Origin of the sequence: Microbacterium sp. Mcb102, from assembly GCF_024519805.1 — a bacterium.
Classification (GTDB): Bacteria; Actinomycetota; Actinomycetes; order Actinomycetales; family Microbacteriaceae; genus Microbacterium.
In genome coordinates this window covers 932,248-954,350 of record NZ_JALJRG010000001.1, presented here as the reverse complement: position 1 = coordinate 954,350, position 22,103 = coordinate 932,248, and the positions used below count along the sequence as shown (strand labels likewise).

At 68.0% G+C, this 22,103-nt stretch carries 21 protein-coding genes; 7 read left to right on the top strand and 14 right to left on the bottom strand.

Annotation, left to right across the window (positions count from 1 at the left end; genetic code table 11):
* Positions 1-2: 2 nt before the first annotated feature.
* Positions 3-668, bottom strand: coding sequence for a DUF4190 domain-containing protein (locus OC372_RS04605; protein ID WP_262001048.1), 666 nt, complete (start codon positions 666-668; stop codon positions 3-5).
* Between the two features lie 163 nt (positions 669-831).
* On the opposite strand from OC372_RS04605, the gene OC372_RS04600 reads away from it, so the two are divergent.
* On the top strand, positions 832-1,542 hold the full coding sequence (locus tag OC372_RS04600) for a beta-ketoacyl-ACP reductase (protein WP_262001047.1): 711 nt from the start codon (positions 832-834) through the stop codon (positions 1,540-1,542).
* A gap of 15 nt (positions 1,543-1,557) precedes the next feature.
* Here OC372_RS04600 and OC372_RS04595 read toward each other — a convergent pair whose 3' ends face one another.
* The 3 genes from OC372_RS04595 to glgC are packed head-to-tail and all read right to left on the bottom strand — an operon-like array spanning position 1,558 to position 4,221.
* Entirely contained in the window at positions 1,558-2,253 is a 696-nt protein-coding gene (locus OC372_RS04595; protein ID WP_262001046.1) for an alpha/beta fold hydrolase, read from the bottom strand.
* Positions 2,254-2,296: 43 nt separating this feature from the next.
* Positions 2,297-2,932, bottom strand: coding sequence for a phosphoserine phosphatase SerB (serB, locus tag OC372_RS04590; protein WP_262001045.1), 636 nt, complete (start codon positions 2,930-2,932; stop codon positions 2,297-2,299).
* A 47-nt stretch (positions 2,933-2,979) separates the two neighbouring features.
* On the bottom strand, positions 2,980-4,221 hold the full coding sequence (gene glgC / locus OC372_RS04585) for a glucose-1-phosphate adenylyltransferase (RefSeq protein ID WP_262001044.1): 1,242 nt from the start codon (positions 4,219-4,221) through the stop codon (positions 2,980-2,982).
* 46 nt (positions 4,222-4,267) lie between these two features.
* Here glgC and glgA point away from each other — a divergent pair, with 46 nt between their 5' ends.
* From glgA to OC372_RS04570, 3 genes are all read left to right on the top strand, one after another.
* On the top strand, positions 4,268-5,452 hold the full coding sequence (gene glgA / locus OC372_RS04580) for a glycogen synthase (protein WP_262001043.1): 1,185 nt from the start codon (positions 4,268-4,270) through the stop codon (positions 5,450-5,452).
* Between the two features lie 17 nt (positions 5,453-5,469).
* Positions 5,470-6,255, top strand: a complete 786-nt coding sequence (locus tag OC372_RS04575; RefSeq protein ID WP_262001042.1) for an ABC transporter ATP-binding protein — start codon at positions 5,470-5,472, stop codon at positions 6,253-6,255.
* Positions 6,256-6,346: 91 nt separating this feature from the next.
* Positions 6,347-6,604, top strand: coding sequence for a type B 50S ribosomal protein L31 (locus OC372_RS04570; RefSeq protein WP_028501712.1), 258 nt, complete (start codon positions 6,347-6,349; stop codon positions 6,602-6,604).
* A gap of 75 nt (positions 6,605-6,679) precedes the next feature.
* Here OC372_RS04570 and OC372_RS04565 read toward each other — a convergent pair whose 3' ends face one another.
* Genes OC372_RS04565 through OC372_RS04555 form a run of 3 tightly spaced genes read right to left on the bottom strand, consistent with a single transcriptional unit; the run spans position 6,680 to position 10,273 of the window.
* Positions 6,680-6,964: a hypothetical protein gene (locus OC372_RS04565; protein WP_105710066.1), complete on the bottom strand. Its 285-nt coding sequence runs from the start codon at positions 6,962-6,964 to the stop codon at positions 6,680-6,682.
* Between the two features lie 55 nt (positions 6,965-7,019).
* On the bottom strand, positions 7,020-8,273 hold the full coding sequence (locus OC372_RS04560) for an alpha/beta fold hydrolase (protein WP_262001041.1): 1,254 nt from the start codon (positions 8,271-8,273) through the stop codon (positions 7,020-7,022).
* Positions 8,270-10,273, bottom strand: coding sequence for a DUF262 domain-containing protein (locus OC372_RS04555; protein WP_262001040.1), 2,004 nt, complete (start codon positions 10,271-10,273; stop codon positions 8,270-8,272). Before OC372_RS04555 ends, OC372_RS04560 begins: the two co-directional genes overlap by 4 nt.
* A 176-nt stretch (positions 10,274-10,449) precedes the next feature.
* Here OC372_RS04555 and OC372_RS04550 point away from each other — a divergent pair, with 176 nt between their 5' ends.
* On the top strand, positions 10,450-11,223 hold the full coding sequence (locus tag OC372_RS04550; RefSeq protein ID WP_105710063.1) for a hypothetical protein: 774 nt from the start codon (positions 10,450-10,452) through the stop codon (positions 11,221-11,223).
* A gap of 172 nt (positions 11,224-11,395) precedes the next feature.
* Positions 11,396-11,899 carry a DUF3145 domain-containing protein gene (locus tag OC372_RS04545; protein ID WP_029261782.1) on the top strand — a complete coding sequence of 168 codons (504 nt, stop codon included), beginning with the start codon at positions 11,396-11,398 and terminating at the stop codon, positions 11,897-11,899.
* Positions 11,900-12,049: 150 nt separating this feature from the next.
* On the opposite strand, the gene OC372_RS04540 is transcribed toward OC372_RS04545, so the two are convergent.
* The gene (locus tag OC372_RS04540) at positions 12,050-13,453 is read right to left on the bottom strand and encodes a PLP-dependent aminotransferase family protein (protein ID WP_262001039.1); all 1,404 of its coding nucleotides are present in this window, start codon (positions 13,451-13,453) and stop codon (positions 12,050-12,052) included.
* Between the two features lie 95 nt (positions 13,454-13,548).
* On the opposite strand from OC372_RS04540, the gene OC372_RS04535 reads away from it, so the two are divergent.
* The gene (locus OC372_RS04535; protein WP_262001038.1) at positions 13,549-14,214 is read left to right on the top strand and encodes a YczE/YyaS/YitT family protein; all 666 of its coding nucleotides are present in this window, start codon (positions 13,549-13,551) and stop codon (positions 14,212-14,214) included.
* A gap of 75 nt (positions 14,215-14,289) precedes the next feature.
* Here the strand turns inward: OC372_RS04535 and OC372_RS04530 are convergent, their stop codons facing one another.
* The 6 genes from OC372_RS04530 to aceE all read right to left on the bottom strand — a co-directional run bounded on the left by OC372_RS04530 (position 14,290) and on the right by aceE (position 21,906).
* Positions 14,290-15,528: a beta-ketoacyl-[acyl-carrier-protein] synthase family protein gene (locus OC372_RS04530; RefSeq protein ID WP_029261785.1), complete on the bottom strand. Its 1,239-nt coding sequence runs from the start codon at positions 15,526-15,528 to the stop codon at positions 14,290-14,292.
* Positions 15,529-15,621: 93 nt separating this feature from the next.
* Positions 15,622-15,870: an acyl carrier protein gene (locus OC372_RS04525; protein WP_017830435.1), complete on the bottom strand. Its 249-nt coding sequence runs from the start codon at positions 15,868-15,870 to the stop codon at positions 15,622-15,624.
* Between the two features lie 68 nt (positions 15,871-15,938).
* Positions 15,939-16,940, bottom strand: coding sequence for a beta-ketoacyl-ACP synthase III (locus tag OC372_RS04520; protein ID WP_262001037.1), 1,002 nt, complete (start codon positions 16,938-16,940; stop codon positions 15,939-15,941).
* On the bottom strand, positions 16,937-17,857 hold the full coding sequence (locus tag OC372_RS04515) for an ACP S-malonyltransferase (protein ID WP_262001036.1): 921 nt from the start codon (positions 17,855-17,857) through the stop codon (positions 16,937-16,939). The genes OC372_RS04520 and OC372_RS04515 overlap by 4 nt, the downstream gene beginning before the upstream one ends.
* Positions 17,858-17,951: 94 nt before the next feature.
* Entirely contained in the window at positions 17,952-19,148 is a 1,197-nt protein-coding gene (locus OC372_RS04510) for a PucR family transcriptional regulator (protein WP_029261788.1), read from the bottom strand.
* Positions 19,149-19,179: 31 nt separating this feature from the next.
* Positions 19,180-21,906, bottom strand: a complete 2,727-nt coding sequence (aceE, locus tag OC372_RS04505; protein ID WP_262001035.1) for a pyruvate dehydrogenase (acetyl-transferring), homodimeric type — start codon at positions 21,904-21,906, stop codon at positions 19,180-19,182.
* Between the last annotated feature and the right edge of the window lie 197 nt (positions 21,907-22,103).

Sequence of the window (22,103 nt, the reverse complement as noted above, 5' to 3'; positions counted from 1 at the left end):
ACTCAGCTCGAGAACAGGAACGGCAGGGTGAACACCCCGACGAACAGGAAGCTGATGATGGTGCTGACGATCGTGAACGCACCGATCGCGACCACCGCGTAGCCGAGGATGAGACCGGCGATGGCGAGCCCACGCCCGCCGACTCCGGGTTGGCGCTTGATCTGTCCGAGCGCCATGTGCCCCGTGATGACGGCCGCGATCGAGGCCAGCACCGGGATGATGGCCCAGATCAGGACGAGCCCGGCGATGCCGCAGATGAGTGAGGTGACAGCCAGCGGACTGGTGGGGCGAGACGCGGCGGCGGGATGCCCCCCGCTCGGGTAGGCGCCGTAACCGGGTTGAGAGGCAGGCGGGGCGTAGCCGGGCTGTACCGGAGTGGCGAAGCCGGGCTGAGAGGCGGGCGCGGCGTAGTCGGCTGGGGAGGCATAACCGGGCGGTGCGGGCGGTGGAGCGTATCCCGGCTGCGGTGCCGCGGCCGGCTGCGCGCCGTAGGCCGGGTACGCCGGAGGCGCATAGGTCGGCGCGGCTCCCGGGTGGCTCTGTGTCGGCTGCGGACCGGGCCGTACCGGTTCGGCGGGAAGCGCCGGCGTGGCAGTGGGGGCGGCGGGCGGAGGAGGCGGTGTCAACGGCGGCTCGCCACCGGGAGAGGGGATGCGGTTGTCGCTCACGATGAAGCCTTTCGTCTCGATCAGGGTTCCAGCAGCGTCCCCGTCTGTCAAACACCAGGATGCAGCCGACCCGGCACGCGGGCGCAGCCGGCAGCGGCATGGTCGATAGGATCGATGACGGCCCGGGACCGCGGGCCGACCGGCCAGATCAGGAGTGTCCCCCATGAGTGCTGAGCGCGTCGTCCTCGTCACCGGCGGCAATCGCGGCATCGGCCGCGCCATCGCAGAGCGCTTCGTGTGCGACGGGTACCGGGTCGCCGTCACCGCCCGCAGCGGCGAAGGGCCGGAGGGGACGCTCACCGTCCGTGCGGATGTGACCGACGCCGCGGCTCTCGACGCGGCGTTCACCGAGGTGGAGCAGCAGCTCGGCCCGGTCGAGATCGTTGTCGCGAACGCCGGTATCACGAAGGACACGCTGCTCCTCCGCATGAGCGAAGAGGACTTCGACAGCGTGGTCGCGACGAACCTCGGCGGCACGTTCCGCGTCGTCAAGCGCGCCTCGAAGGGTATGCTCCGCGCGCGTTTCGGCCGCATCATCCTGATCTCGAGCGTCGTGGGGCTCTACGGTTCCGCGGGTCAGGTCAATTATTCCGCGTCGAAGAGCGCGCTCGTCGGGTTCGCCCGCTCGATCACCCGCGAACTCGGCGCGCGGGGGATCACCGCCAACGTCGTCGCCCCGGGCTTCATCGAGACCGACATGACGGCCGAGCTCCCGGAAGAGACGCAGAAGCAGTACAAGGCGAACATCCCGGCCGGACGATTCGCCACTCCCGACGAGGTCGCGGGCGTCGTGACCTGGCTCGCGGGCGACGACGCCGGGTACATCTCTGGTGCGGTCATCCCCGTCGACGGTGGTCTCGGCATGGGGCACTGACCCCACGCCGTTCGATCAGCGCGAGATCGCTGCGGTGAGGAGTTCGCCGAGGCGATCCGGCACGGTGAACTGCGGCCAGTGGGCGGAGCCGATCCGGATGACCTCCGCATCCTCGATCGCGCGGTACTCCTCGCCGAATGGGCCCCACTGGTCGATCAGCCCCTCGAACGTCGCCTGATCCAGATCGCCCATGAGCAGTGTGACGGGCACTCGATAGCGCGCGGGGTCGGTGAGGGCGATGCCGTCGGTCGGCACGCGTGCGGGGACGCTCGACGTGAGCGGCGCTGTGCGTGCGCGTGTGGCCTCGTCGAGGTCGTGCACGTCTTCATCCTCGAAGAAGTCCCAGCCGGGGAACGGGACGACCCCGTCGACGATCGGGAACTCGCTGATCCCGTTTCCGGGCGGAGGAGGGACGGTGTCGACGAAGATCACTCGGCTCACGCGGTCGGGGCGCGCATCGGCGACACCCCATGCGACGTTGCCACCTCCGCTGTGTCCGACGACCACGACATCGCCGTCGACCTCATCGACTGCGGCGACCGCGGCGTCGACCCAGTCCGCGATGCCGACATCGGAGGTGGCGGCCGCGGGCTCGCCGAGCCCTGGCATGGTGAGGGCGTGCACGCGGTGCCCTGCCCGTTCGAGAGCGGGGATCACGTCGTTCCAGCTCGAGGCGTCGAGCCAGAGTCCGGGGATGAGGATGATGTCCATGAGCCGACGCTAGCTGCGGCGACCGACATTCACCAGGTCTCGGCTACGGGAGCAGCGCGATGACCTCGGACAGATCCTGCGGTCCGATGATGAGGCTCGCCGCTTCGCGAACCGCGGGCTTCGCGTTGAAGGCGAGGCCGAGTCCAGCGACCGCCATCATCTGCAGGTCGTTCGCGCCGTCGCCGATCGCGATCGTCGCATGCGAGGGTACGCCGAGTTCCGCTGCCCATTCCTGGAGCGAGGCGGCCTTGAAAGCTCCGTCGACGATGTCGCCGTCGACACGACCGGTGAGTTCGCCGTCGGCGAGCTCCAGACGATTGGCCCGCCACCGGTCGACCCCGAGCCCCGGCGCGATGTGGTCGAGGATCTCGTGGAACCCCCCGGACACGACTCCGACGACACCGCCGCGGTCGTGGACGGCGGCGGTGAGATCGCGCACTCCGGGCGTGGGTTCGATCCGTGCACGTACCCGCTCGAATGCCGAGACCGGCACGCCCTGAAGGGCCGCGACCCGGGAACGAAGGCTCGTGGAGAAGTCGACTTCGCCGCGCATGGCCGCCTCCGTGGCCGCCTGCACCTCCGCGCGGCGCCCGGCCTCGTCGGCGAGCAGCTCGATCACCTCGTTGCGGATCAGGGTGGAGTCGGCATCGAGGACGACGAGGAAGCGCGCAGCGGTCACCCGTCGAGCCTATCGATCACCTGACGTGCCGATGCGCCATGACGGCGTCAGCGCTCGATGAAAACGCCCTTGCCGACGACGGTGATGCCGGACTCCGTCACGGTGAAACCCCGTGCGAGGTCCCGCTCGCGATCGACGCCCACCGTCGCCCCGTCGGCCAGCACCACGTTCTTGTCGAGGATCGCCCGATGGATGCGCGCGCCCTGTCCCACCTGGACGTGGTCGAAAACCACCGAGTCCGTGATGGTCGAGCCGCCGCCGGCGAGCGTCCAGGGGCCGACCACACTGCGTTCCAGATGGGTGCCGGACAGGACCGATCCGAGCGAGACGATCGAGTCGATCGCATTCCCGATGCGCCCGACCGAGTCCCGCACGAACTTCGCGGGCGGCGAGTTGACCGCTTGCGAGTGGATCGGCCACTCCATGTTGTAGAGGTTGAATACGGGCAGGGTCGAGATCAGGTCGCGGTGCGCGTCGAAGAACGAGTCGATCGTCCCCACGTCCCGCCAGTAGGAACGATCGCGCGGGGAGGAGCCGGGCACATCGTTCTGCTGCATGTCGTAGTAACCGGCCTCGCCGCGGTCGACGAAGTACGGGACGATGTCGCCGCCCATGTCGTGCCCGGAGGTCGGCGACTCGCCGTCGGCCTCGACGGCGGCGATGAGTGCGTCGGCATCGAAGATGTAGTTCCCCATCGAGGCGAGCACCTCGTGCGGCGAATCCTCGAGGCCGGCGATGTCGGTCGGCTTCTCCAAGAACTGCTTGATGCGCCCGGACTCGGCATCGGCATCGATCACCCCGAACTGCGAAGCCAGGGCGAGGGGCTGGCGGATCCCGGCGACGGTCGCCTTCGCACCGGATTCGATGTGGGCCTCCAGCATCTGCCGGAAGTCCATCCGGTACACGTGGTCGGCGCCGATGACCACGACGATGTCGGGCTTCTCATCATTGATCAGGTTCATGCTCTGCAGGATCGCGTCGGCGGATCCCGAGAACCACCGCTTGCCGAGTCGCTGCTGCGCGGGGACCGAAGTCACGTATGAGTCGAGGAGCGCCGACATCCGCCAGGTCTGCGAGATGTGCCGGTCGAGGCTGTGCGACTTGTACTGCGTCAGCACGACGATCTGCCGTAGGCCGGAGTTGATGAGGTTCGAGATGGCGAAATCGATCAGGCGATACTGTCCGCCGAACGGCACTGCGGGTTTCGCGCGATCCGCCGTGAGCGGCATGAGGCGCTTGCCCTCGCCGCCGGCGAGGATGATCCCGAAGACCTTCTTTGGAGCGGACATGGCTCCACCATAGATGCGTTCCCGGCCGCTGTACTAGCGTTCAGACATGCGAGTCGAAATGATCACGAAGGAGTACCCGCCCGAGGTCTACGGCGGTGCCGGAGTGCATGTGGCGGAACTCGTCGCCGCGCTTCGAGAGCACGTCGACGTGCGGGTGCGTGCGTTCGGGGCGACCCGCGACGAACCCGGTACCTTCGCCTATCGCACGCCCGCGGAACTCACTGGAGCGAACCCCGCGCTGCAGACGCTGGGGACAGACCTCGAGATCGTCGCCGCCATCGCCGACGCCGACCTCGTCCACAGTCACACCTGGTACGCGAACTTCGCCGGCCACCTGGCCTCGCAGCTTCACGGCATCCCGCACGTTCTCACCGCGCACAGCCTGGAGCCCCTCCGCCCCTGGAAGGCCGAGCAGCTGGGCGGCGGGTACGCGATCTCCAGCGGCATCGAGCGACTCGCCTACGAGAACGCCGCCGCGGTGATCGCGGTGAGCGCCGGCATGCGCGCCGACATCCTCCGCAGCTATCCGCAGGTGGACCCTGCGAAGGTCCGCGTGATCCACAACGGCATCGACGTCGAACGCTGGCGCCCGGTGCAGGACGCGGCATTCCTCCAGTCGATCGGAATGGATCCCGCACGTCCCTCCGTCGTGTTCGTCGGCCGGATCACGCGGCAGAAGGGTCTGCCGTATCTGCTGCAGGCCGCCCGACTCCTGCCGCCCGAGGTGCAGCTCGTCCTGTGCGCCGGCGCCCCGGACACTCCGGAGATCATGGCCGAGGTGCAACAGGGAGTGCGGCTTCTGCAGGAGACGCGTGAAGGCGTCATCTGGGTGGAGCGGATGCTGCCGCGCGATGAGCTGTCGGCGATCCTCACCGCGGCGACGACCTTCGTCTGTCCCTCCGTCTACGAACCTCTCGGGATCGTGAACCTCGAGGCGATGGCCTGCGGCGCTGCGGTCGTCGGCACCGCGACCGGGGGCATCCCCGAGGTCGTGTCCGACGGCGTCACTGGTCGGCTCGTGCCGATCGAACAGCTGCAGGACGGCACCGGCACGCCGGTGGATCCGGAGCGCTACGTGGCGGACCTGGCCGCAGTGCTCACCGAGGTCGCCATGGATCCGGAGCGCGCGCGGGCCTACGGTGAGGCCGGACGCGAGCGCGCGCGGGACGACTTCAGCTGGGCCGCGATCGCGGAGACGACGCGCGCGCTCTACGCGGAGCTCACCGCCTGAGCCGATAGGCTGGAACCATGCCGAGCGCTCTGGAATTCACCGACGTCGTCGTGCGCCGTGAAGGACGCAACATCATCGATCACGTGACCTGGGAGGTCGACGACGATCAGCGATGGGTGATCCTCGGACCGAACGGGGCAGGCAAGACCACCCTCCTGCAGCTGGCCGACACCCTCATGCATCCGACCTCGGGCACCGTGACCGTGCTGGGCGAGACTCTGGGCCGCACCGACGTGTTCGAGGTGCGCCCGCGCATCGGGTTCGCCTCGTCCGCGATGGCCAAGCGGGTTCCCCGCGATGAGACGGTCCTCAACACCGTGCTCACCGCCGCATACTCGGTGCTCGGTCGCTGGAACGAGAACTACGAGGACATCGATGAGCGCCGCGCGCTCCGCGTCCTCGCCGACTGGCGCCTCGACCACCTGGCGGACCGCACGTTCGGCACGCTGAGCGATGGCGAGCAGAAGCGCGTGCAGATCGCGCGCGCCGTGATGACCGATCCGGAGCTGCTGCTGCTGGACGAGCCCACCGCCTCGCTCGATCTCGGATCGCGAGAAGAGCTGCTGGCGCTGCTCAGTGGGTACGCTTCCTCGCCGACGACGCCGGCGATGCTGATGGTGACGCACCACGTCGAGGAGATCCCGGTGGGCTTCACGCACGTGATGCTGATTCGCGACGGAGCGATCGTCGCTGCCGGACCGATCGCCGAGATGCTCACGGCCGAGGCACTCACCGACACGTTCGGCATGCCCATCGTGCTCAGCAGCGAAGACGGCCGCTACGCCGCCCGCGCAGCATCCTGATCCAGGTCTGATAGAATTGATCCTTGGTGCTCTCCGCACCGCAGACTTCCCTCGTCCCTGGCACAATCCAGGGCAGCAACTAAGGAATCCCATGAAGACTGACATTCACCCCGAGTACAAGGCTGTCGTGTTCCGCGACCTGGGCTCGGGCGAGACGTTCCTCACCCGTTCGACCGTGACCGGCGACAAGACCATCGAGCTGGACGGCGTGGAGTACCCCGTCATCGATGTCGAGATCTCGTCCGCGTCGCACCCGTTCTACACGGGCAAGCAGCGCATCATGGACTCGGCCGGCCGCGTCGAGAAGTTCAACCAGCGCTTCAAGGGCTTCGGCGGCTCGTCCAAGTAACGACTGCCACGAAGAAGGCCCCACGCTCCTCGGAGCGTGGGGCCTTCTTCGTTCCTCGAGGGCTCTGGGACGGTCTCAGACGTCGATGACGATACGGCCGGAGTCGATGCGGCTCGGCGGGTCGCCGGGCGAGGGCGCCGGTGCCGTCCGCTGCGTCTGCCGGTCGCGTTCCTGGTTCGCCTCATGGGCACTGGGCGACCAGACGCTGTCGAAGACGCCGACGAGGCCGCCGTTGGCGACGTGCTCGTACTTCTCCTCGACCGGCTTCCGCGAGAAGGTGTGCATCATCCCGAAGATCAGCAGAGCGGGGCCCATGCCCAGCACGATGATCACGGTCGCCCACGCCATCACGTCCTTCATGACTTCAGGATAGGCGTGACGGAGAAGAGCGGCATCCTCCTCGAGGCGGAGATCCTCAGCGCAGGCGGCGGCCCTGCGCCAGGTCGATGAGGCGCGACAGCACGGGACCCGAGCGCAGCCCGTTGTGCTCGTGCTCGCTGGTCACCCACAGCTTCACGCCGGGTAGCAGGCGTGCTGTCTCGAGCGAGAACTCCATCGGGACGTACACGTCGTCGACATAGACGGCGGCGGCGCCCGTAGCCCCGGACGCGGCGATCGCCTCGGCGTCGTAGATGCTCGGCCATTCGTACTCCGCGAGCGCGAGGGTGACGTCACGCCAGGGGCGGAAGGCGGGAACCGTCTCGGTCCAGTCGCGCCGGATGTGCTCGCCCGTGAAGAGCGTCGGGTCGTCGCGGAAGTCGGAGGGCTCTGTGCGTTCGGCCGACCATCGGGTGGCGTGGCCGTCGGCGTAGCTGGACTCGTGGAACGCGAAATACAGCGGATTGCGGCCGTCGAACGGCATCGCGTGCATCAGGTCGTGCCGGAAGGCATTGGAGGAAGGGTCACGCTCGAGCAACGACCAGACGGTCTGCCAGCCGTCGTTCGTGCCGAGGGCCGAGCCCATCGATCGCAACCGCGATCGGGACACGACCTCGCCGTCGGGGAGGACGATATCGCCGGCGTCTGCCAGATCGACGAGTCGCCGCATGGCGTCGCGGTGCTCCGGGAACCGACGGTAGTAACGCTCGGAGGTCGTGCGCATCTTCTCGTAGCAGAGCGCGTACACATCATCGGGGTGGCGCCCGATCGCGCTGAGTCCGCCCGTGATGAAGACGTCCTGCAGCGAGGACGCGTCCGTCGAGAGGTAGGCCAGTGTCGTGAAGCCGCCGAAGGACTGCCCGAGCACGCTCCAGGTGGCAGCTCCCAGGTGTTCGCGGATCGCCTCGCAGTCGCGCACGATCGAGTCGGCGCGCAGGTGGGTCAGCTGCTCGGCCACGGCCTCGGCGCCGCGGGCGAGATCGTGATCGCCGACCGGGGTCGAGCGGCCCGTTCCGCGCTGGTCGAGGAGCACCAGACGGTAGTGGGCGAGAGCTTCATCCAGCCAGGCCGGCGACGTCGAAGAATGGAACGGGCGGGGAGCTTCGTGCCCCGGTCCGCCCTGCAGGAAGACCAGATAGGGGAGGGTCTCACCGCCTTCGCGGGCGACCACGCGCGCGAAGATGTCGATGGTGCGGGAGTCGGCGGGATCGCCCCATACGAGAGGGACGGTGAGCGTGTGCTCTTCGACGGTGAGATCCAGCAGCTTGCGGACGACGGTGGTCATGATCACATCACATTCCCGATGTAGGAGTACTTGACGAAGACCTCCGAGGCGATGCCCGACTCCTCGAGCACCCCCTGCACGGCGGTCATCATGTAGTTGGAGTCCCAGCCCATGTAGAGGAAGTGGGATTCGTCGAGCGCGTCCCACTGCCCCTTCCACGCCCTGCCCTGGTAGATCGGCCCGCCGTGGGCGGCACAGTAGGCGAGGGCAGCGGCCCTCGTGTCGGTCCACGCGCGTCGGAAGACCCGGTTGAAGAGGTACTTCACGTCGGGGACCTCCCAGCGCTCACCGCGGTACTCGACGTAGTCGAACTCGCGTTCCCAGCCGGTCGGCCAGCCGCGACGGCGCACGGCATCCAGGATCGGGGTCAGGCCGTCGTCGTCGATCTCCGGCAGTGCCGGTCGCGCCCAGATGCGGATCAGGTCGGCGGTGAGGGCGACCGTGCGCCGGGTGATGGCGGCCGTGTTCCAGGTCGGGACCTCGGCCAGCTCGCGGGTCGCCGGCACCGCGCTGCGGGCATACGCCTCATCTCGCTTGACGGGGAAGGCGGCGCCGAACACGCGCTCGGTCAACGGCTGCTCGAGCAGGGTCAGGTTGCCGAGAGTCGGGGCGAGCGCGCGATGGCTGTTCTGTTCGTCCTCGGAGTACTCGTTCCAGGGGCGTTCTCCGTCTCCCGACCAGGCGTCGCCGGGGACAGTGGGCACGATGTGCTCCACGTCGAACCCGTCGACGTCGCCGACGCCTTCCAGGCGACCGAGCACGTAAGCGGGGTGGGGGAGCTCGCTGTACTTCAGTACCGCGCTCACACGCTCGTCGGAGGGGGTGATCCGCGCGAAGGCGCGGGCGAGCGAATCGCGACCTTCCCGGCGTGCGCGGCAGAGCCTGGCGATCAGCCTCTCGGCCGGAAGGTTGACCAGCGCGCGGCGGAGGTACAGCGACTGGATCCACTCCAGCGTCTCGAGGAGTTCGGCGCGGTCGATGACGCCCCGCGCGTGATCGCTGTACACGCTCAGCACGAGGGGATACGACGAGCGCCCGAAGGTGTTGACGTGCCGCAGCTGCTGCGCGATCTCCGGGTCTTTCTCCCGTGAGGGATCGAGGAGGATGCCGTATACCTCTGCGTAGTGCCGCCACTCTTCCGCGTCTGCCTGCAGGTGGGTGACGTCGACGCGGGGGAAGGACTGCCGGAACGCGCTGTACACGCCGTGCTCGCCGTTCGCCGCCACCTCGCGGCCGGTGACGAGCACGAGGTAGTGCCGCCAGAACGCGCCGATGGCCTCACCGGTGTGATGCTCGATCGGCACCCAGAACCCGGCTTCGACGTCGACCTGCTCCGCGTGGCTGAGCCCCATCAGGATGTAGTTGTGGATGAGCTCGTGGTCGCGCAGCGGCTCGCCCGTGGAGTTCAGGCTCTCGAAGATCTGCTGGGCGTTCGCCTGGGCTCCGAGGGTGATCGACACGTGCTCGAGCTTCTGCAGCCCACGCCAGATGAGGGGAACCTCGTCAACGTGGATCTGACTGCGGAAGAAGGCGTAGTTGTCGTCGAAGCGGGATTCGCGGTCCGCGTCGTCGCGGCGGTCGAGCACGACGGACTCGTACAACTCGGCCCACGCATCGTGCGGGCGCAGCTTGGTGCGGCCACGGTCGTCCGAGCGTACGAGCACGCGTTCCAACGAGGCGGCCAGAGCGGCATCGGTGTCGCGGATCGCATGGTGCAGCGCGGCGACCAGCAGCATCAGCGTGGTGATGCGCTGCTGGCCGTCGATGAGGATCAGGTCGGAATCGGTCGACGTGCCGTCTTCGGCGGAGAGGATCGAGCCGATGAAGTGGCGGTGGGCGTCGTCCTCCCGCGCGACGGCGCGGATGTCGGAGAGGAGACGCTCGCACCCGCCGATGTCCCAGCGGTACTGCCGCTGATACACGGGGACGACGATGGTGGTGCTGCCCGCCGCGAGCCACTCGATCGTGTTGACTGCTGTCGCCTCGACGTTGGTCGCGGTGCTCATACTGGTGTCTCGTCCTCCCGTAGCGACGGGTGCCGAGGACTCGCCGGGCGCCCCGATCAGTCTATTCGGTTATCCACGGCCGACCTCCGAAGGGCTCGCGGGCTTCGCTGTTAGGCTTGCCTTATCAGGGCCTGTTAAAACGTGCTGGCCCCCGATGAAAGGAACATGACTCGATCATGGGTTACATCAAGTCCGCTGCCCTCGAGGAAAAGGGATTCGTCGTCCTCGACAGCTACAACCAGGAGCTCGACCCCAAGGAATGGCTCGACATCGAGTACAACGACTGGAAGTCGTCGGGTGACACCCGCTTCGCGCCGCTCGCCAGTGCCTTCGGCGACATCGAGTGCAACGGCTTCTGGAACCACAAGCCGCCGCGCACCGACAAGGACGGCGTCTGGATCGATTCGCAGACCGAGAAGGCTCCGAACCTGACGCGTCGTGCGCAGGAGCCCGGCGCCAACGTCGGCCGCTGCCGCGTGATCGAGCTGCAGCCGACCCCCTACGGCGAGTGCCTCTACAACCTGCACCAGGACGACAACAACCGTCTGAACCCCGACGGTACCGGCTGGGTGGTCCGCGGCTTCTTCAACCTGACGGACGACAAGGACAGCTACTTCGTCCTGCGCGAGAACCGCACCGACCCGAGCATCGAGTACCGCATCGCTCTTCCGGCCGGCGCGCAGCTCATCGTCGACACTCAGCGCCTGTGGCACGCGGCCACGCACAACGGCACCGAGCCGCGCTACTGCCTCATCACGTCGTGGACCTCGGGCCCCGAGCTCGACGCCTACATCGAGAAGTACCACGGCACTGACGATGTCCCCAACTACGAGGTCGACCAGGAGACGCTGGAGTTCGGCTACGCCGAGCAGGCGCGCAAGGACGCTGCACGTGCGGCGTACTACGCGGCGAAGGGCCAGCAGGTCAAGCAGGCCATGAGCGAGGCCTGATCCTCTTCTGAGCACTGCGAAGGCCCCGGTCCCTGTGACCGGGGCCTTCGTCGTCGAATCACATGCTTGTGATTTCAGGAGATCTCGGCGAGAATGGGCCCACAACCGCATATTCTCGCCACTTCGTGGTTCAGGTCGTTGGGGAAGACGCACCTGATGAAACGGAGAGATCATGGCGACGGCTTACTCACGCGGAGTGGTGTTCATCCACTCTGCGCCTCGCGCGCTCTGCCCACACCTCGAATGGGCGGTGGGTCGCGCTATCGGGCGTGCGGTGAATTTCGACTGGACCGCGCAGCCCGTCCTCGAGGGTGCCCGGCGGGCCGAGTTCTACTGGGACGGCCCTGTCGGCACGGGTGCTGCTCTCGCGACGTCCATCCGCGGGTGGGAGCATCTGCGGTTCGAGGTGACCGAGGACCCCACTCCGCGCAGCGACGGCGGACGCTGGCTGCACACTCCCGACTTGGGCATCCATTACGCCCAGACGGATGCCGCCGGCAACATCGTCATCGGCGAGGATCGGATCCGCTATGCGATGGAGATCGCCGCGGGCAGTGCGATCGAGTTGCAGCGCGAGCTGGACATCGCGCTCGGGTCCGCCTGGGACGAGGAACTGGAGCCGTTCCGTCATGCCAGCGACGACGCCAGGGTCGTCTGGCTCCACAAGGTCGGCTAGCCGACACCACAGACCGGGAGCGGGGGAGGCGTGAGTATCGGATGCCGGTGAATCATCCCGGACGCTGAGAAGACGTATCCCCGCTCCGCACGACGAGGACCCCGCCCCGAAAAGAGGCGGGGTCCTCGTCGCGCAGCGGTGGCTCGCCGGTCAGATCACGGCGGTGTGCTGCAGCTCGTGGGTGCGCGAGTGCGCGCCGCCGCGCACGTCTTCCCAGGCGAGAGCCAGTCGTTGCATGGCCTCGGTCGTCCGCTCCGGCGGGAGGGTGATGGGGATGCGCAGTCGACGTTCGAGCACGCCGCCGGTCGTGAAGCGGGGGCCCGGCGGCAGCACGAGACCATGCTCTCGCGCAGCCAGGGAGAGGGAGGTGGAGAGCGGCGCCCCGATGTCGATCCAGGCCGAGAGGCCGCCGGGCGTAGACGGCATCCGGAACCCGGCGATCCCTGAGACACCGCGCTCGACCGCGTCGCGCCCTGCGCGCAACCTGCGGCGAACGTGAGACGTCAACGCCGGCATGTCGTCCAACAGCTCCACGGCGATGCACTGCTCCAGCAGGGCGGTGCCCAACTCGAAGGAGGGGCGCACGGCGAGCAGTCGCGCGATCACAGAGCGCTCCGCGCGGATCCAGCCGATGCGCATACCGCCCCAGGCGATCTTCGACATCGATCCGACGGTGATGACATTCGGTCCGCTCGCAGCCATCGGTGCAGGCGCCCAGCCGCGATCGATGTCGAGTTCTGCGGTCGTCTCGTCGACGATGAGGTGGGTGCCGACGTTCCGAGCCGTCGTCACGATCCGCGAGCGCTCGTCATCGGGAAGCGTCGCGCCGGTGGGGTTGTGGAAGTCGGGGATGAGGTAGGCGATGTGCGGACGCGTCCCGAGAAGCGTCTCGTTCAGATGCCGGGTGTCCCAGCCGTCGACGTCGACGGGCGTGGGCACCGGTCGGTATCCGTGCCGGTGCAGCGCTTCGAGCGCGTGGGGGAACGTCGGCTGCTCGACCAGTGCCCTTTCACCGCGACGCCCGATGGCCGTGAGGATCAGGTTCACGGCGTTGAGCGCCCCCGACGTGATGATGATCTCGTCGGCGGAGGTCGGTGCTCCGCGATCGCGGAACCGCTGGGCGACGGCTTCACGGAGCTCAGGGAGCCCGCGGAGCGAATACCCGCTGGTGCCGCGCAAGGCCGCGAGGCGGGGAAGGGAGCGGACTGTCGCGTCGTACAGGCCGGGTGTCGAATCCATCGAGGCGATCGAGAGGTCGATGGCGTCGTCGTCGGCGTCCGCGCCCGCAGCGGTGCGACCGTGCGGCAGCGTGACCCGGGTGCTTCCTCCGTGCAGGCGGGAGACGTAGCCGTCGGCCTCCAGCAGGCCGTAGGTGCGGGTGATCGTCGAGCGTGATCGGCGCAGTTCGAGCGCGAGCGCCCGCTCACTCGGCAGACGCTCGCCGACCGTGAGACGGCCGTCGAGGATCAGCGCCCTGATGCGGTCGGCGAGCGCCGTCGCCGCGGTGCCCGCGACGTTATCCACTCCGAGCTGTTCGACGAGCCGTGATCCCATGCCTCCAGCATGGCGCAAAGTGGTCTGATATGCGCAGGCCACTTTGCGGCGAGTGGCTTCGCATCGGACCGTGGTCCACGGGCCAGAGTAGGAGGATGTTCCTCCGTTCTCTGTTCCTCCCCATAGCCGCCACCAGCCGGCGTGACCTCGTCGAGCGGCTCGTGCAGCTTCTCGTCGGTCTGTTCCTCTACGGTGTGGCACTCGGCTTCATGGTACGAGGCGGCATCGGTGTGGCGCCGTGGGATGTTCTGGCGCTGGGCCTGGCGGGGCAGACAGGCGTCGGATACGGGGCCATGACCGTGCTCGTCTCGATCGTCGTGCTACTGCTGTGGATCCCGCTGCGTCAGCGGGTGGGGCTCGGCACGGTGCTGAACGCGCTCCTGGTCGGCCCGAGCGCCGATCTGGCGCTCTTCCTGATCCCGCAGCCCGCTTCGGTGTGGATCGGTGCCCCCATGTTCGTCTTCGGGCTCCTGCTCCTCGCCTTCGCGACGGGCCTCTACATCGCTGCCGACTTCGGGCCTGGGCCGCGCGATGGCCTGATGACGGGGCTGGTCCGCCGCACCGGATGGGCGGTGTGGCTCGTCCGCACCCTGATCGAGGGAAGTGTGCTGCTCGTCGGCTTCCTCCTCGGCGGCCCGGTGGGCGTCGGAACGGTGCTCTTCGCCTTCGGAGTCGGTCCGCTGATCGGGTGGTTCCTGCCCCGCATCACGCGCATCCGTGAAGCCCGTTCGCGTCAGCTCGGGGCACTGCGCGCCGTCTGAGCGGCTTCGGACTCCGGTCCTGTTGCGCGAAGAGAGGCCCTCGGAATCCCGGGGCCTCTCTTCGTGTATGCAGGGTCAGTCGGCGCTGGCGACGACCAGCACGGCGTTGTGTCCGCCGAACCCGAACGAGTTGCTGATGGCGATCTGGGGGCCGTCGCCGAGCGGCGTGGCCTCGCCGGAAAGACGGAACGGAACCGCCGGGTCGGGCTCGGTCATGTTGATGGTCGGCGGAGCGACGCGATCACGCAGCGCGAGAAGCGAGAAGATCGCTTCGAGTGCCCCCGTACCACCGAGCAGGTGTCCGGTGGAGGCCTTCGTCGCCGACACGGGGATCTCGTCGATCCGGTCGCCGAAGACCTTCTTGAGCGCGACGTACTCGTTCGGGTCGCCGACCGGGGTCGACGTCGCGTGCGCGTTGATGTGCGTGACCTGGTCAGCGGTCACGCCGGCCTCGTCGAGCGCCTGCGTGACGGCTCGTGCTGCGCCGTTGCCCTCGGGGTCGTTCCCGGTGATGTGGTACGCGTCGGCAGTGACTCCGCCGCCGAGCACGTAGCCGTAGATCTTGGCGCCGCGAGCCTTGGCGTGCTCCTCGGTCTCGAGGATCAGCGCGGCCGCACCCTCACCCATGACGAACCCATCACGGTCGATGGCCCCGGGGCGGGAGGCGTGGGCAGGATCGTCGTTCCGACGCGACAGTGCCTGCGCCGATGCGAACGAAGCCATTGTGATCGGGTGGATCGCGGACTCGGTGCCACCGGCGATCACGACGTCCGCGAGACCGTCCTGCAGGTGGTGGAAAGCGTGGATGATCGACTCCGTGCTGGAGGCGCACGCGCTGACGACGGTCTGCGCATAGGCGCGAGCCTCGAACTGCAGCGAGAGGTTGCCCGCAGCGGCGTTCGGCATGAGCATCGGGACCGTCAGCGGCATGACCCGTCGCGGGCCCTTCTCACGCAGCGTGTCCCAGGCGTCCAGCAGGGTCCAGAGACCACCGATGCCGGTGGCGAAGTCGATGCCGAGGCGCTCGGGCGCGACCTCGGGGGAACCGGCGTCGGCCCATGCCTCGCGGGCCGCGATGAGGGCGAACTGCGACGACGGATCCAGGCGCTTGGCCTCGTGGCGGGGGAGCACCTCTTCCGGGCGCACGATCGCCTCGGCGGCGAACGTGACGGGCAGCTCGTACTGCTGAACCCAGTCGTGCTCGAGCGTGCGGGTGCCGGACATTCCGGCCAGCAGGTTCGTCCAGTTCTCCGGGGCCGTGCCGCCGATGGCGGATGTGGCGCCGATGCCGGTGACGACGATGCGCTTGGTCATGGGGTGTGGTTCCTTGTCGAACGTCGAAGGGGGTGAGAGGGCAGGGCGGAGGATGCCACTCCCCGCGAGGTGGGGGGTGGCATCCTGCCGGGATTACTCCTGGCCCGCGACGATGAAGCTGACGGCGTCGCCGACGGTCTTCAGGTTCTTGACCTCGTCGTCGGGGATGGTGACGCCGAACTTCTCTTCGGCGTTGACGACGATCGTCATCATCGAGATGGAGTCGATATCGAGGTCATCGGTGAACGACTTCTCAAGGGCGACCTCGGAGGCGTTGATGCCGGTCTCGTCGGTGATGAGCTCTGCGAGGCCTGCGAGGACCTCATCGTTGGTGAAAGCCATGTGGTCTTCCTCTTTCTTACGGGTTGTATTCGGAACCGTGGAACAGTCTAGAGAAGGTCAGCGCATTCTCAGGGAAGGACGACGACCTGTGCGGCGAACACGAGTCCGGCGCCGAAGCCGATCTGCAGGGCGAGACCGCCCGAGAGCTCGGGGTGCTCGGCCATCAGACGGTGGCTCGCCAGGGGGATCGACGCCGCCGAGGTGTTGCCCGTGGTCTCGATGTCGCGGGCGATCACCGTGGTCTCCGGCAGCTTCAGCTGCTTCGCGAACTCATCGATGATGCGCATGTTCGCCTGGTGCGGGATGAATGCGGCGATGTCGGCGGGCTCGACGCCGGCCCGGTCGAGCGCCTCGCGCGCGACCTTGGCCATCTCCCACACGGCCCAGCGGAAGACCGTCTGGCCCTCCTGGCGCAGGGTCGGCCACGGCACCACGCCGTCGCGGAAGTCGGTCAGCGTGCCGTTCATGCCCACGGCGTCGGCCTTCGAGCCGTCGGAGCCCCAGACAGCGGGGGCGATGCCCGGCGTGTCGCTCGGGCCGATCAGTGCGGCACCCGCCCCGTCGCCGAGGAGGAACGAGATGCTGCGGTCGGTCGGGTCGACGACATCGGACAGCTTCTCGGTGCCGATGACCAGTGCGTAGCGGGCTGCTCCGGCCTTGATCAGGGCGTCGGCCTGGGCGATCGCGTAGGCGTATCCGGCGCAGGCCGCGTTGATGTCGTAGGCGGCGGCCGGATTCGCACCGACGCGGTCGGCGACGATGGCCGAGACCGAGGGGGTCTGCTTCGGGTTGCTGATGGTCGCGACGATCACCAGGTCGACCTGATCGGCCGGCACGCCCGACTTCTCGATGGCCTCGGCTGCGGCCGTGGTGGCGAGGTCGATGGCGTCGGTGCCCTTGTCGGCACGGGCACGAGTGATGATGCCGGTACGCTGGCGGATCCACTCGTCGCTGGAATCGATCGGCCCGATCAGGTCTTCGTTCGGCACGGCGTTCTCACCGCGGGCGGCACCGTACGAGTAGATGCGGGTGTAGGCGGGGCCGGTGACCTGGGCGAGGGTGACGCTCATGCGGCTTCTCCGTTCAGCAGCGCGACGGCTGCATCGAGGTCTTCGGGGGTCTTCACAGCAACGGTCGGCACGCCACGGAGGCCGCGCTTGGCGAGTCCGACCAGGGCGCCAGCGGGAGTGAGTTCGATCACACCGGTGACGCCGGCGTCGGAGAACGACCGCATGCACAGGTCCCAGCGCACGGGGGAGGAGACCTGGTCGACGAGGTAGCTGAGCGCCTGAGCGCCGTCAGCGACGGCAGAGCCGTCACGATTGGTCCACAGCGTGATGTCGGGGTTCGCGGGCGTGACATCGGCGACCGCATCGCGGAGGGCCGAGACGGCCGAGGCCATGTAGCGGGTGTGGAACGCACCGGCGACCTGGAGGGGGATCACGCGCGTGCCTTTGAGGGGCTCCTCGGCGAGAGCTGCGAGGGCAGGAAGCGCGCCGGCGACCACGATCTGTCCACCGCCGTTGTAGTTCGCGGGGGCGAGGTCGAGTTCGGCGAGTCGTGCGAGGAGGGCTTCCTCATCGCCACCGAGAACCGCGCTCATGCCGGTCTGCTCCTGCGCTGCGGCATCGGCCATCGCACGACCGCGGATGCCGACGAGGCGCATGCCGGTCTCGGCGTCGATCACATCGCTGCCCACGAGCGCCGCGATCTCGCCCACCGAGTGTCCGGCGATGCCGTCGGCGCGGCGTCCCGCCTTCTGGACGAGTGCGTCACCGGCGATCAGGGACGCTGCGACGATGAGCGGCTGCGCGATGCGCGTGTCACGGATGGTATCGGCATCCGACACCGTGCCGTGTTCGCGGAGATCGACCTCTGCGGCATCCGAGTACGCGGCGAGGCGCTCGGCCACTCCGTCGAGCTCGAGCCAAGGAGCGAGGAAACCGGGGGTCTGCGAGCCCTGACCAGGGCATACGACGACAATCACCCACCCAGTCTGCCAACGATTGCGGCAGAGCGGTGGATGATCCATCACAAGATTGCGAGAAACCCTTGTGTGTGGCGCACAGATCGGCCGGGTATCAGCGCTGCTGTCGCCGAAGCGGGGCTCGTCGCCGCACCTGCTCCGCCGTGCCGATGGAGCCGAGGATCAGCGCGGTCTGCAGGATGAGCGCCTCGCGGGGACCGGTGGCATCCCACCCGATGACCTCGCTCACGCGCTTGAGTCGGTAGCGCACGGTGTTCGGGTGCACGAAGAGCTCGCGGGCCGTCGCCTCGAGGGAGCGTCCGTTGTCGAGGTAGCTCCAGAGGGTGGTGACCAGGTCGGTGGAGTGCGCCTGCAGGGGACGGAAGATGCGCTCGATCAGCGTCTGCTTCGCGAGCGGGTCTCCGGCGAGGGCTCGTTCCGGGAGCAGGTCGTCGGCTTCGACCGGACGGGGTGCGCTGCGCCAGGCACGGGCGACCGCGAAACCGGCCAGGGCTGCCCGCGCGCTCTGGCTCGCGTCGACGAGCGCCGCGACAGCGGGCCCGAGTACGACATAACCCGGTCCGAACGACGGCTCGAGCCTGGTCGCGATCTCCTGGAACCCCAGCTCCTCTTCTTCCCCTTCAGCTCCTTCGGCGCGTGCGCGCCCGAGGACGAGGACGAGACGAGAGCCCTGAACGCCGATGAGCACGTCGACGGCGAGCTTCCTGGCCGTTCGGCGGACGAGGTCCACGTCGAACTGTGGAGGGGTGGTGCCGACCAGGACGGCGACCTCGCCGTGACCGTGCCAGCCGAGTGCCGCGATCCGGCTCGGGAGCTCTTCGTCGGCTTCGCCGGTGAGGATCGAGTCGACGACGAGGGCTTCGAGGCGCGCATCCCAGAGGCCTCGAGCCTCTGCGGCTCTGGCGTACACGTCGGCTGCCGCGAAGGCGACATCGCGGGAGTACAGCAGGATCGCCTCGCGGAGATCGTTCCCCCGACCGGCGACGCGTTCCTCGGTGACCTCGACCGTCACGCGGATGAGCTGCAGAGTCTGCTGGAGGCTGACGCTGCGCAGCAGCTCACGCGGTGCCGCGGCGAAGATGTCCGCCGCGATCCACGGCGTGGAGTTGGGGTCTTCGTACCACTGGATGAACGACGTGATTCCCGCCTGGGCCACCAGCCCGACCGCGGAGCGGCGGGCTGGTGGCATGTCGGCGTACCACGGGAGGGTGTCCTCCAGGCGCTTGATCGTCACCGAGGCGATGTCACCGGAGATCCGGCGCAGCCAGGTGAGCGTCGCGGCCTTGTCCATGCCGGAAGGAGAAGAACCTGTCACTGAGGGCTCAGCTTTCGCCACCCGCGTTGCCGCTGGTGCCGGCGTTCACGTCGTGCAGACGGTACTTCTCGATCGCCTGCGCCGCGAGCGAGCGGTCGACCTTGCCGTCTTCGGCGAGCGACTGCAGCGTGCGGACGACGATCGACGGGCCGTCGATCTTGAAGAAGCGACGAGCAGCTGCACGGGTGTCCGAGAAGCCGAAGCCGTCGGCGCCGAGCGTGGCGAAGCGGTTCGGGACCCACGGGCGGATCTGGTCCTGCACGGCGTGCATGAAGTCGCTGACCGCGACGACCGGACCTTCCGCGCCCTGGAGCTTCTGGGTGAGGTACGCGGTGCGCGGCTCCGCCTCGGGGTGCAAGAAGTTGTGCTCGTCAGCGGCGAGGCCGTCGCGGCGCAGCTCGGTCCAGGAGGTGACCGACCAGACGTCGGCGATCACGCCCCAGTCGTTCTTCAGCAGCTCCTGGGCCTCGAGAGCCCAGGGGAGTCCGACACCCGACGCGAACAGCTGCGCGCGGGGGCCGTCGCCCTCGCCGACCGAGATGCGGTGGATGCCGCGGACGATACCGTCCACGTCCACGTTCTCCGGCTCGGCGGGCATCACGATCGGCTCGTTGTAGAGCGTGATGTAGTACATCACGTTGGGGTCCTCGTGGTTGCCGCCGTACATGCGAGCGAGACCGGAGCGCACGATATGCGCGATCTCGTAGCCGTAGGCCGGGTCGTACGAGATCGTCGCCGGGTTGGTGGCGGCGAGCAGATGCGAGTGGCCATCGGCGTGCTGGAGGCCTTCACCGGTGAGGGTGGTGCGACCGGCGGTGGCGCCCATGATGAAGCCGCGGGCCATCTGGTCTCCGGCAGCCCACTGAGCGTCGCCCGTGCGCTGGAAGCCGAACATCGAGTAGAAGATGTAGACCGGGATGAGCGGCTCACCGTGCGTGGCGTAGGAGGTTCCGGCGGCGGTGAAGGCTGCGAGTGCGCCGGCCTCGTTGATGCCGACGTGCACGATCTGGCCCTGCGGGCTCTCCTTGTAGGCGAGGAGCAGCTCGCGATCGACCGACGTGTAGTGCTGGCCGTTCGGGTTGTAGATCTTCGCCGAGGGGAAGTACGCGTCCATACCGAACGTGCGCGCCTCGTCGGGGATGATCGGCACGATGCGGTGGCCGAAGTCCTTCGAACGCAGCAGGTCCTTGAGCAGACGGACGAATGCCATGGTGGTGGCGATCTCCTGCGTGCCGGAACCCTTCTTGGGAAGCGCATATGCGGTGTCGTCCGGCAGCGACAGGCCGACGTGCGTCGAGCGGCGCTCCGGCAGGTAGCCGCCGAGTGCCTGACGGCGCTCGAGCATGTACTGGATCGTCTCGTCCTGGGGGCCCGGGTTGTAGTACGGGGGCAGGTACGGGTTCTCTTCGAGCTGCGCGTCCGTGATCGGGATGTGCATCGCGTCGCGGAACGTCTTGAGGTTGTCCAGCGTCATCTTCTTCATCTGGTGGGTCGCGTTGCGGCCCTCGAAGTGCGGACCGAGGCCGTAGCCCTTGACGGTCTTCGCGAGGATGACGGTGGGCTTGCCCTTGTGCTCGGTCGCTGCCTTGAACGCGGCGTAGACCTTGCGGTAGTCGTGGCCACCGCGCTTGAGGTTCCAGATGTCGTCGTCGGAGTAGTCCTTGACGAGGGCGGCTGCGCGCTCGTCGCGGCCGAAGAAGTGCTCGCGGATGTAGGCACCGGACTCGGCCTTGTACGTCTGGTAGTCACCGTCGGGTGTGACGTTCATCAGGTTGAGCAGAGCGCCCTCGGTGTCGCGGGCGAGCAGGTCGTCCCACTCACGGCCCCAGACGACCTTGATGACGTTCCAGCCGGCGCCGCGGAAGAACGACTCCAGCTCCTGGACGATCTTGCCGTTGCCGCGCACCGGGCCGTCGAGGCGCTGCAGGTTGCAGTTGACGATGAAGGTCAGGTTGTCGAGGCCCTCGTTGGCGGCGACCTGCAGCTGGCCGCGGCTCTCGACCTCGTCCATCTCGCCGTCGCCGAGGAACGCCCAGACGTGCGACTGGGACGTGTCCTTGATGCCACGGTTCTCGAGGTACTTGTTCGACATCGCCTGGTAGATCGCGTTGATCGGGCCGAGACCCATCGACACGGTCGGGAACTGCCAGTACTCCGGCATCAGGCGCGGGTGCGGATAGGAGGGGATGCCGTGCGGCGCGTGCGACTTCTCCTGGCGGAAGCCGTCGAGCTGGTCCTCGCTCAGGCGTCCTTCGAGGAAGGAGCGGGCGTAGGTGCCGGGGGAGGCGTGACCCTGGATGAAGATCTGGTCGGCGCCGCCCGGGTTGTCGGCACCTTTGAAGAAGTGGTTGAAGCCGACTTCGTAGAGAGCCGCCGACGAGGCGTAGGTCGAGATGTGACCGCCGACGCCGATACCGGGGCGCTGCGCACGGTGCACCGTGATCGCGGCGTTCCACCGGATCCAGGCGCGGTAGCGGCGCTCGATCTCCTCGTCACCGGGGAACTCGGGTTCGTTCTCGGACGCGATGGTGTTGATGTAGTCCGTCGTCGGGACCATCGGCACGCCCAGGTGCAGCTCCTTCGAGCGCTTGAGGAGGCTGAGCATGATCTCGCGGCCTCGGCCGTGGCCCTTGGCATCGACCAGCTCGTCGAGGGACTGCTGCCACTCGCCGGTCTCCTCCGGATCGCTGTCGAGTGGGCCCTGGGAATAAGGATCCTGGTCGTGCACGGTCACGGGGCGAACCTTTCGTCAAGCTGGCAGGTCATGCCAAGGAAACGGGAAGCGACACGGGCAGCCTTGTCAGCTGTGCACAACGCGCGCCGGAATCAGCCTATCCCTCTTCTACGACACAGTCGCGCATCGGGTGGCCGATACACTGGGGGCACCAGGGCCTTTAGCTCAGCTGGTAGAGCGCCACGTTTACACCGTGG

What these genes read in the sequence shown, in the direction of transcription:
- OC372_RS04600 (WP_262001047.1), top strand. Translation starts at nt 832, where the DNA reads ATGAGTGCTGAGCGCGTCGTCCTCGTCACCGGCGGCAATCGCGGCATC.
- OC372_RS04595 (WP_262001046.1), bottom strand. Translation starts at nt 2,253, where the DNA reads ATGGACATCATCCTCATCCCCGGACTCTGGCTCGACGCCTCGAGCTGG.
- glgC (WP_262001044.1), bottom strand. Translation starts at nt 4,221, where the DNA reads ATGTCCGCTCCAAAGAAGGTCTTCGGGATCATCCTCGCCGGCGGCGAG.
- glgA (WP_262001043.1), top strand. Translation starts at nt 4,268, where the DNA reads ATGCGAGTCGAAATGATCACGAAGGAGTACCCGCCCGAGGTCTACGGC.
- OC372_RS04575 (WP_262001042.1), top strand. Translation starts at nt 5,470, where the DNA reads ATGCCGAGCGCTCTGGAATTCACCGACGTCGTCGTGCGCCGTGAAGGA.
- OC372_RS04570 (WP_028501712.1), top strand. Translation starts at nt 6,347, where the DNA reads ATGAAGACTGACATTCACCCCGAGTACAAGGCTGTCGTGTTCCGCGAC.
- OC372_RS04565 (WP_105710066.1), bottom strand. Translation starts at nt 6,964, where the DNA reads ATGAAGGACGTGATGGCGTGGGCGACCGTGATCATCGTGCTGGGCATG.
- OC372_RS04555 (WP_262001040.1), bottom strand. Translation starts at nt 10,273, where the DNA reads ATGAGCACCGCGACCAACGTCGAGGCGACAGCAGTCAACACGATCGAG.
- OC372_RS04550 (WP_105710063.1), top strand. Translation starts at nt 10,450, where the DNA reads ATGGGTTACATCAAGTCCGCTGCCCTCGAGGAAAAGGGATTCGTCGTC.
- OC372_RS04545 (WP_029261782.1), top strand. Translation starts at nt 11,396, where the DNA reads ATGGCGACGGCTTACTCACGCGGAGTGGTGTTCATCCACTCTGCGCCT.
- OC372_RS04540 (WP_262001039.1), bottom strand. Translation starts at nt 13,453, where the DNA reads ATGGGATCACGGCTCGTCGAACAGCTCGGAGTGGATAACGTCGCGGGC.
- OC372_RS04535 (WP_262001038.1), top strand. Translation starts at nt 13,549, where the DNA reads ATGTTCCTCCGTTCTCTGTTCCTCCCCATAGCCGCCACCAGCCGGCGT.
- OC372_RS04530 (WP_029261785.1), bottom strand. Translation starts at nt 15,528, where the DNA reads ATGACCAAGCGCATCGTCGTCACCGGCATCGGCGCCACATCCGCCATC.
- OC372_RS04525 (WP_017830435.1), bottom strand. Translation starts at nt 15,870, where the DNA reads ATGGCTTTCACCAACGATGAGGTCCTCGCAGGCCTCGCAGAGCTCATC.
- OC372_RS04520 (WP_262001037.1), bottom strand. Translation starts at nt 16,940, where the DNA reads ATGAGCGTCACCCTCGCCCAGGTCACCGGCCCCGCCTACACCCGCATC.
- OC372_RS04510 (WP_029261788.1), bottom strand. Translation starts at nt 19,148, where the DNA reads ATGGACAAGGCCGCGACGCTCACCTGGCTGCGCCGGATCTCCGGTGAC.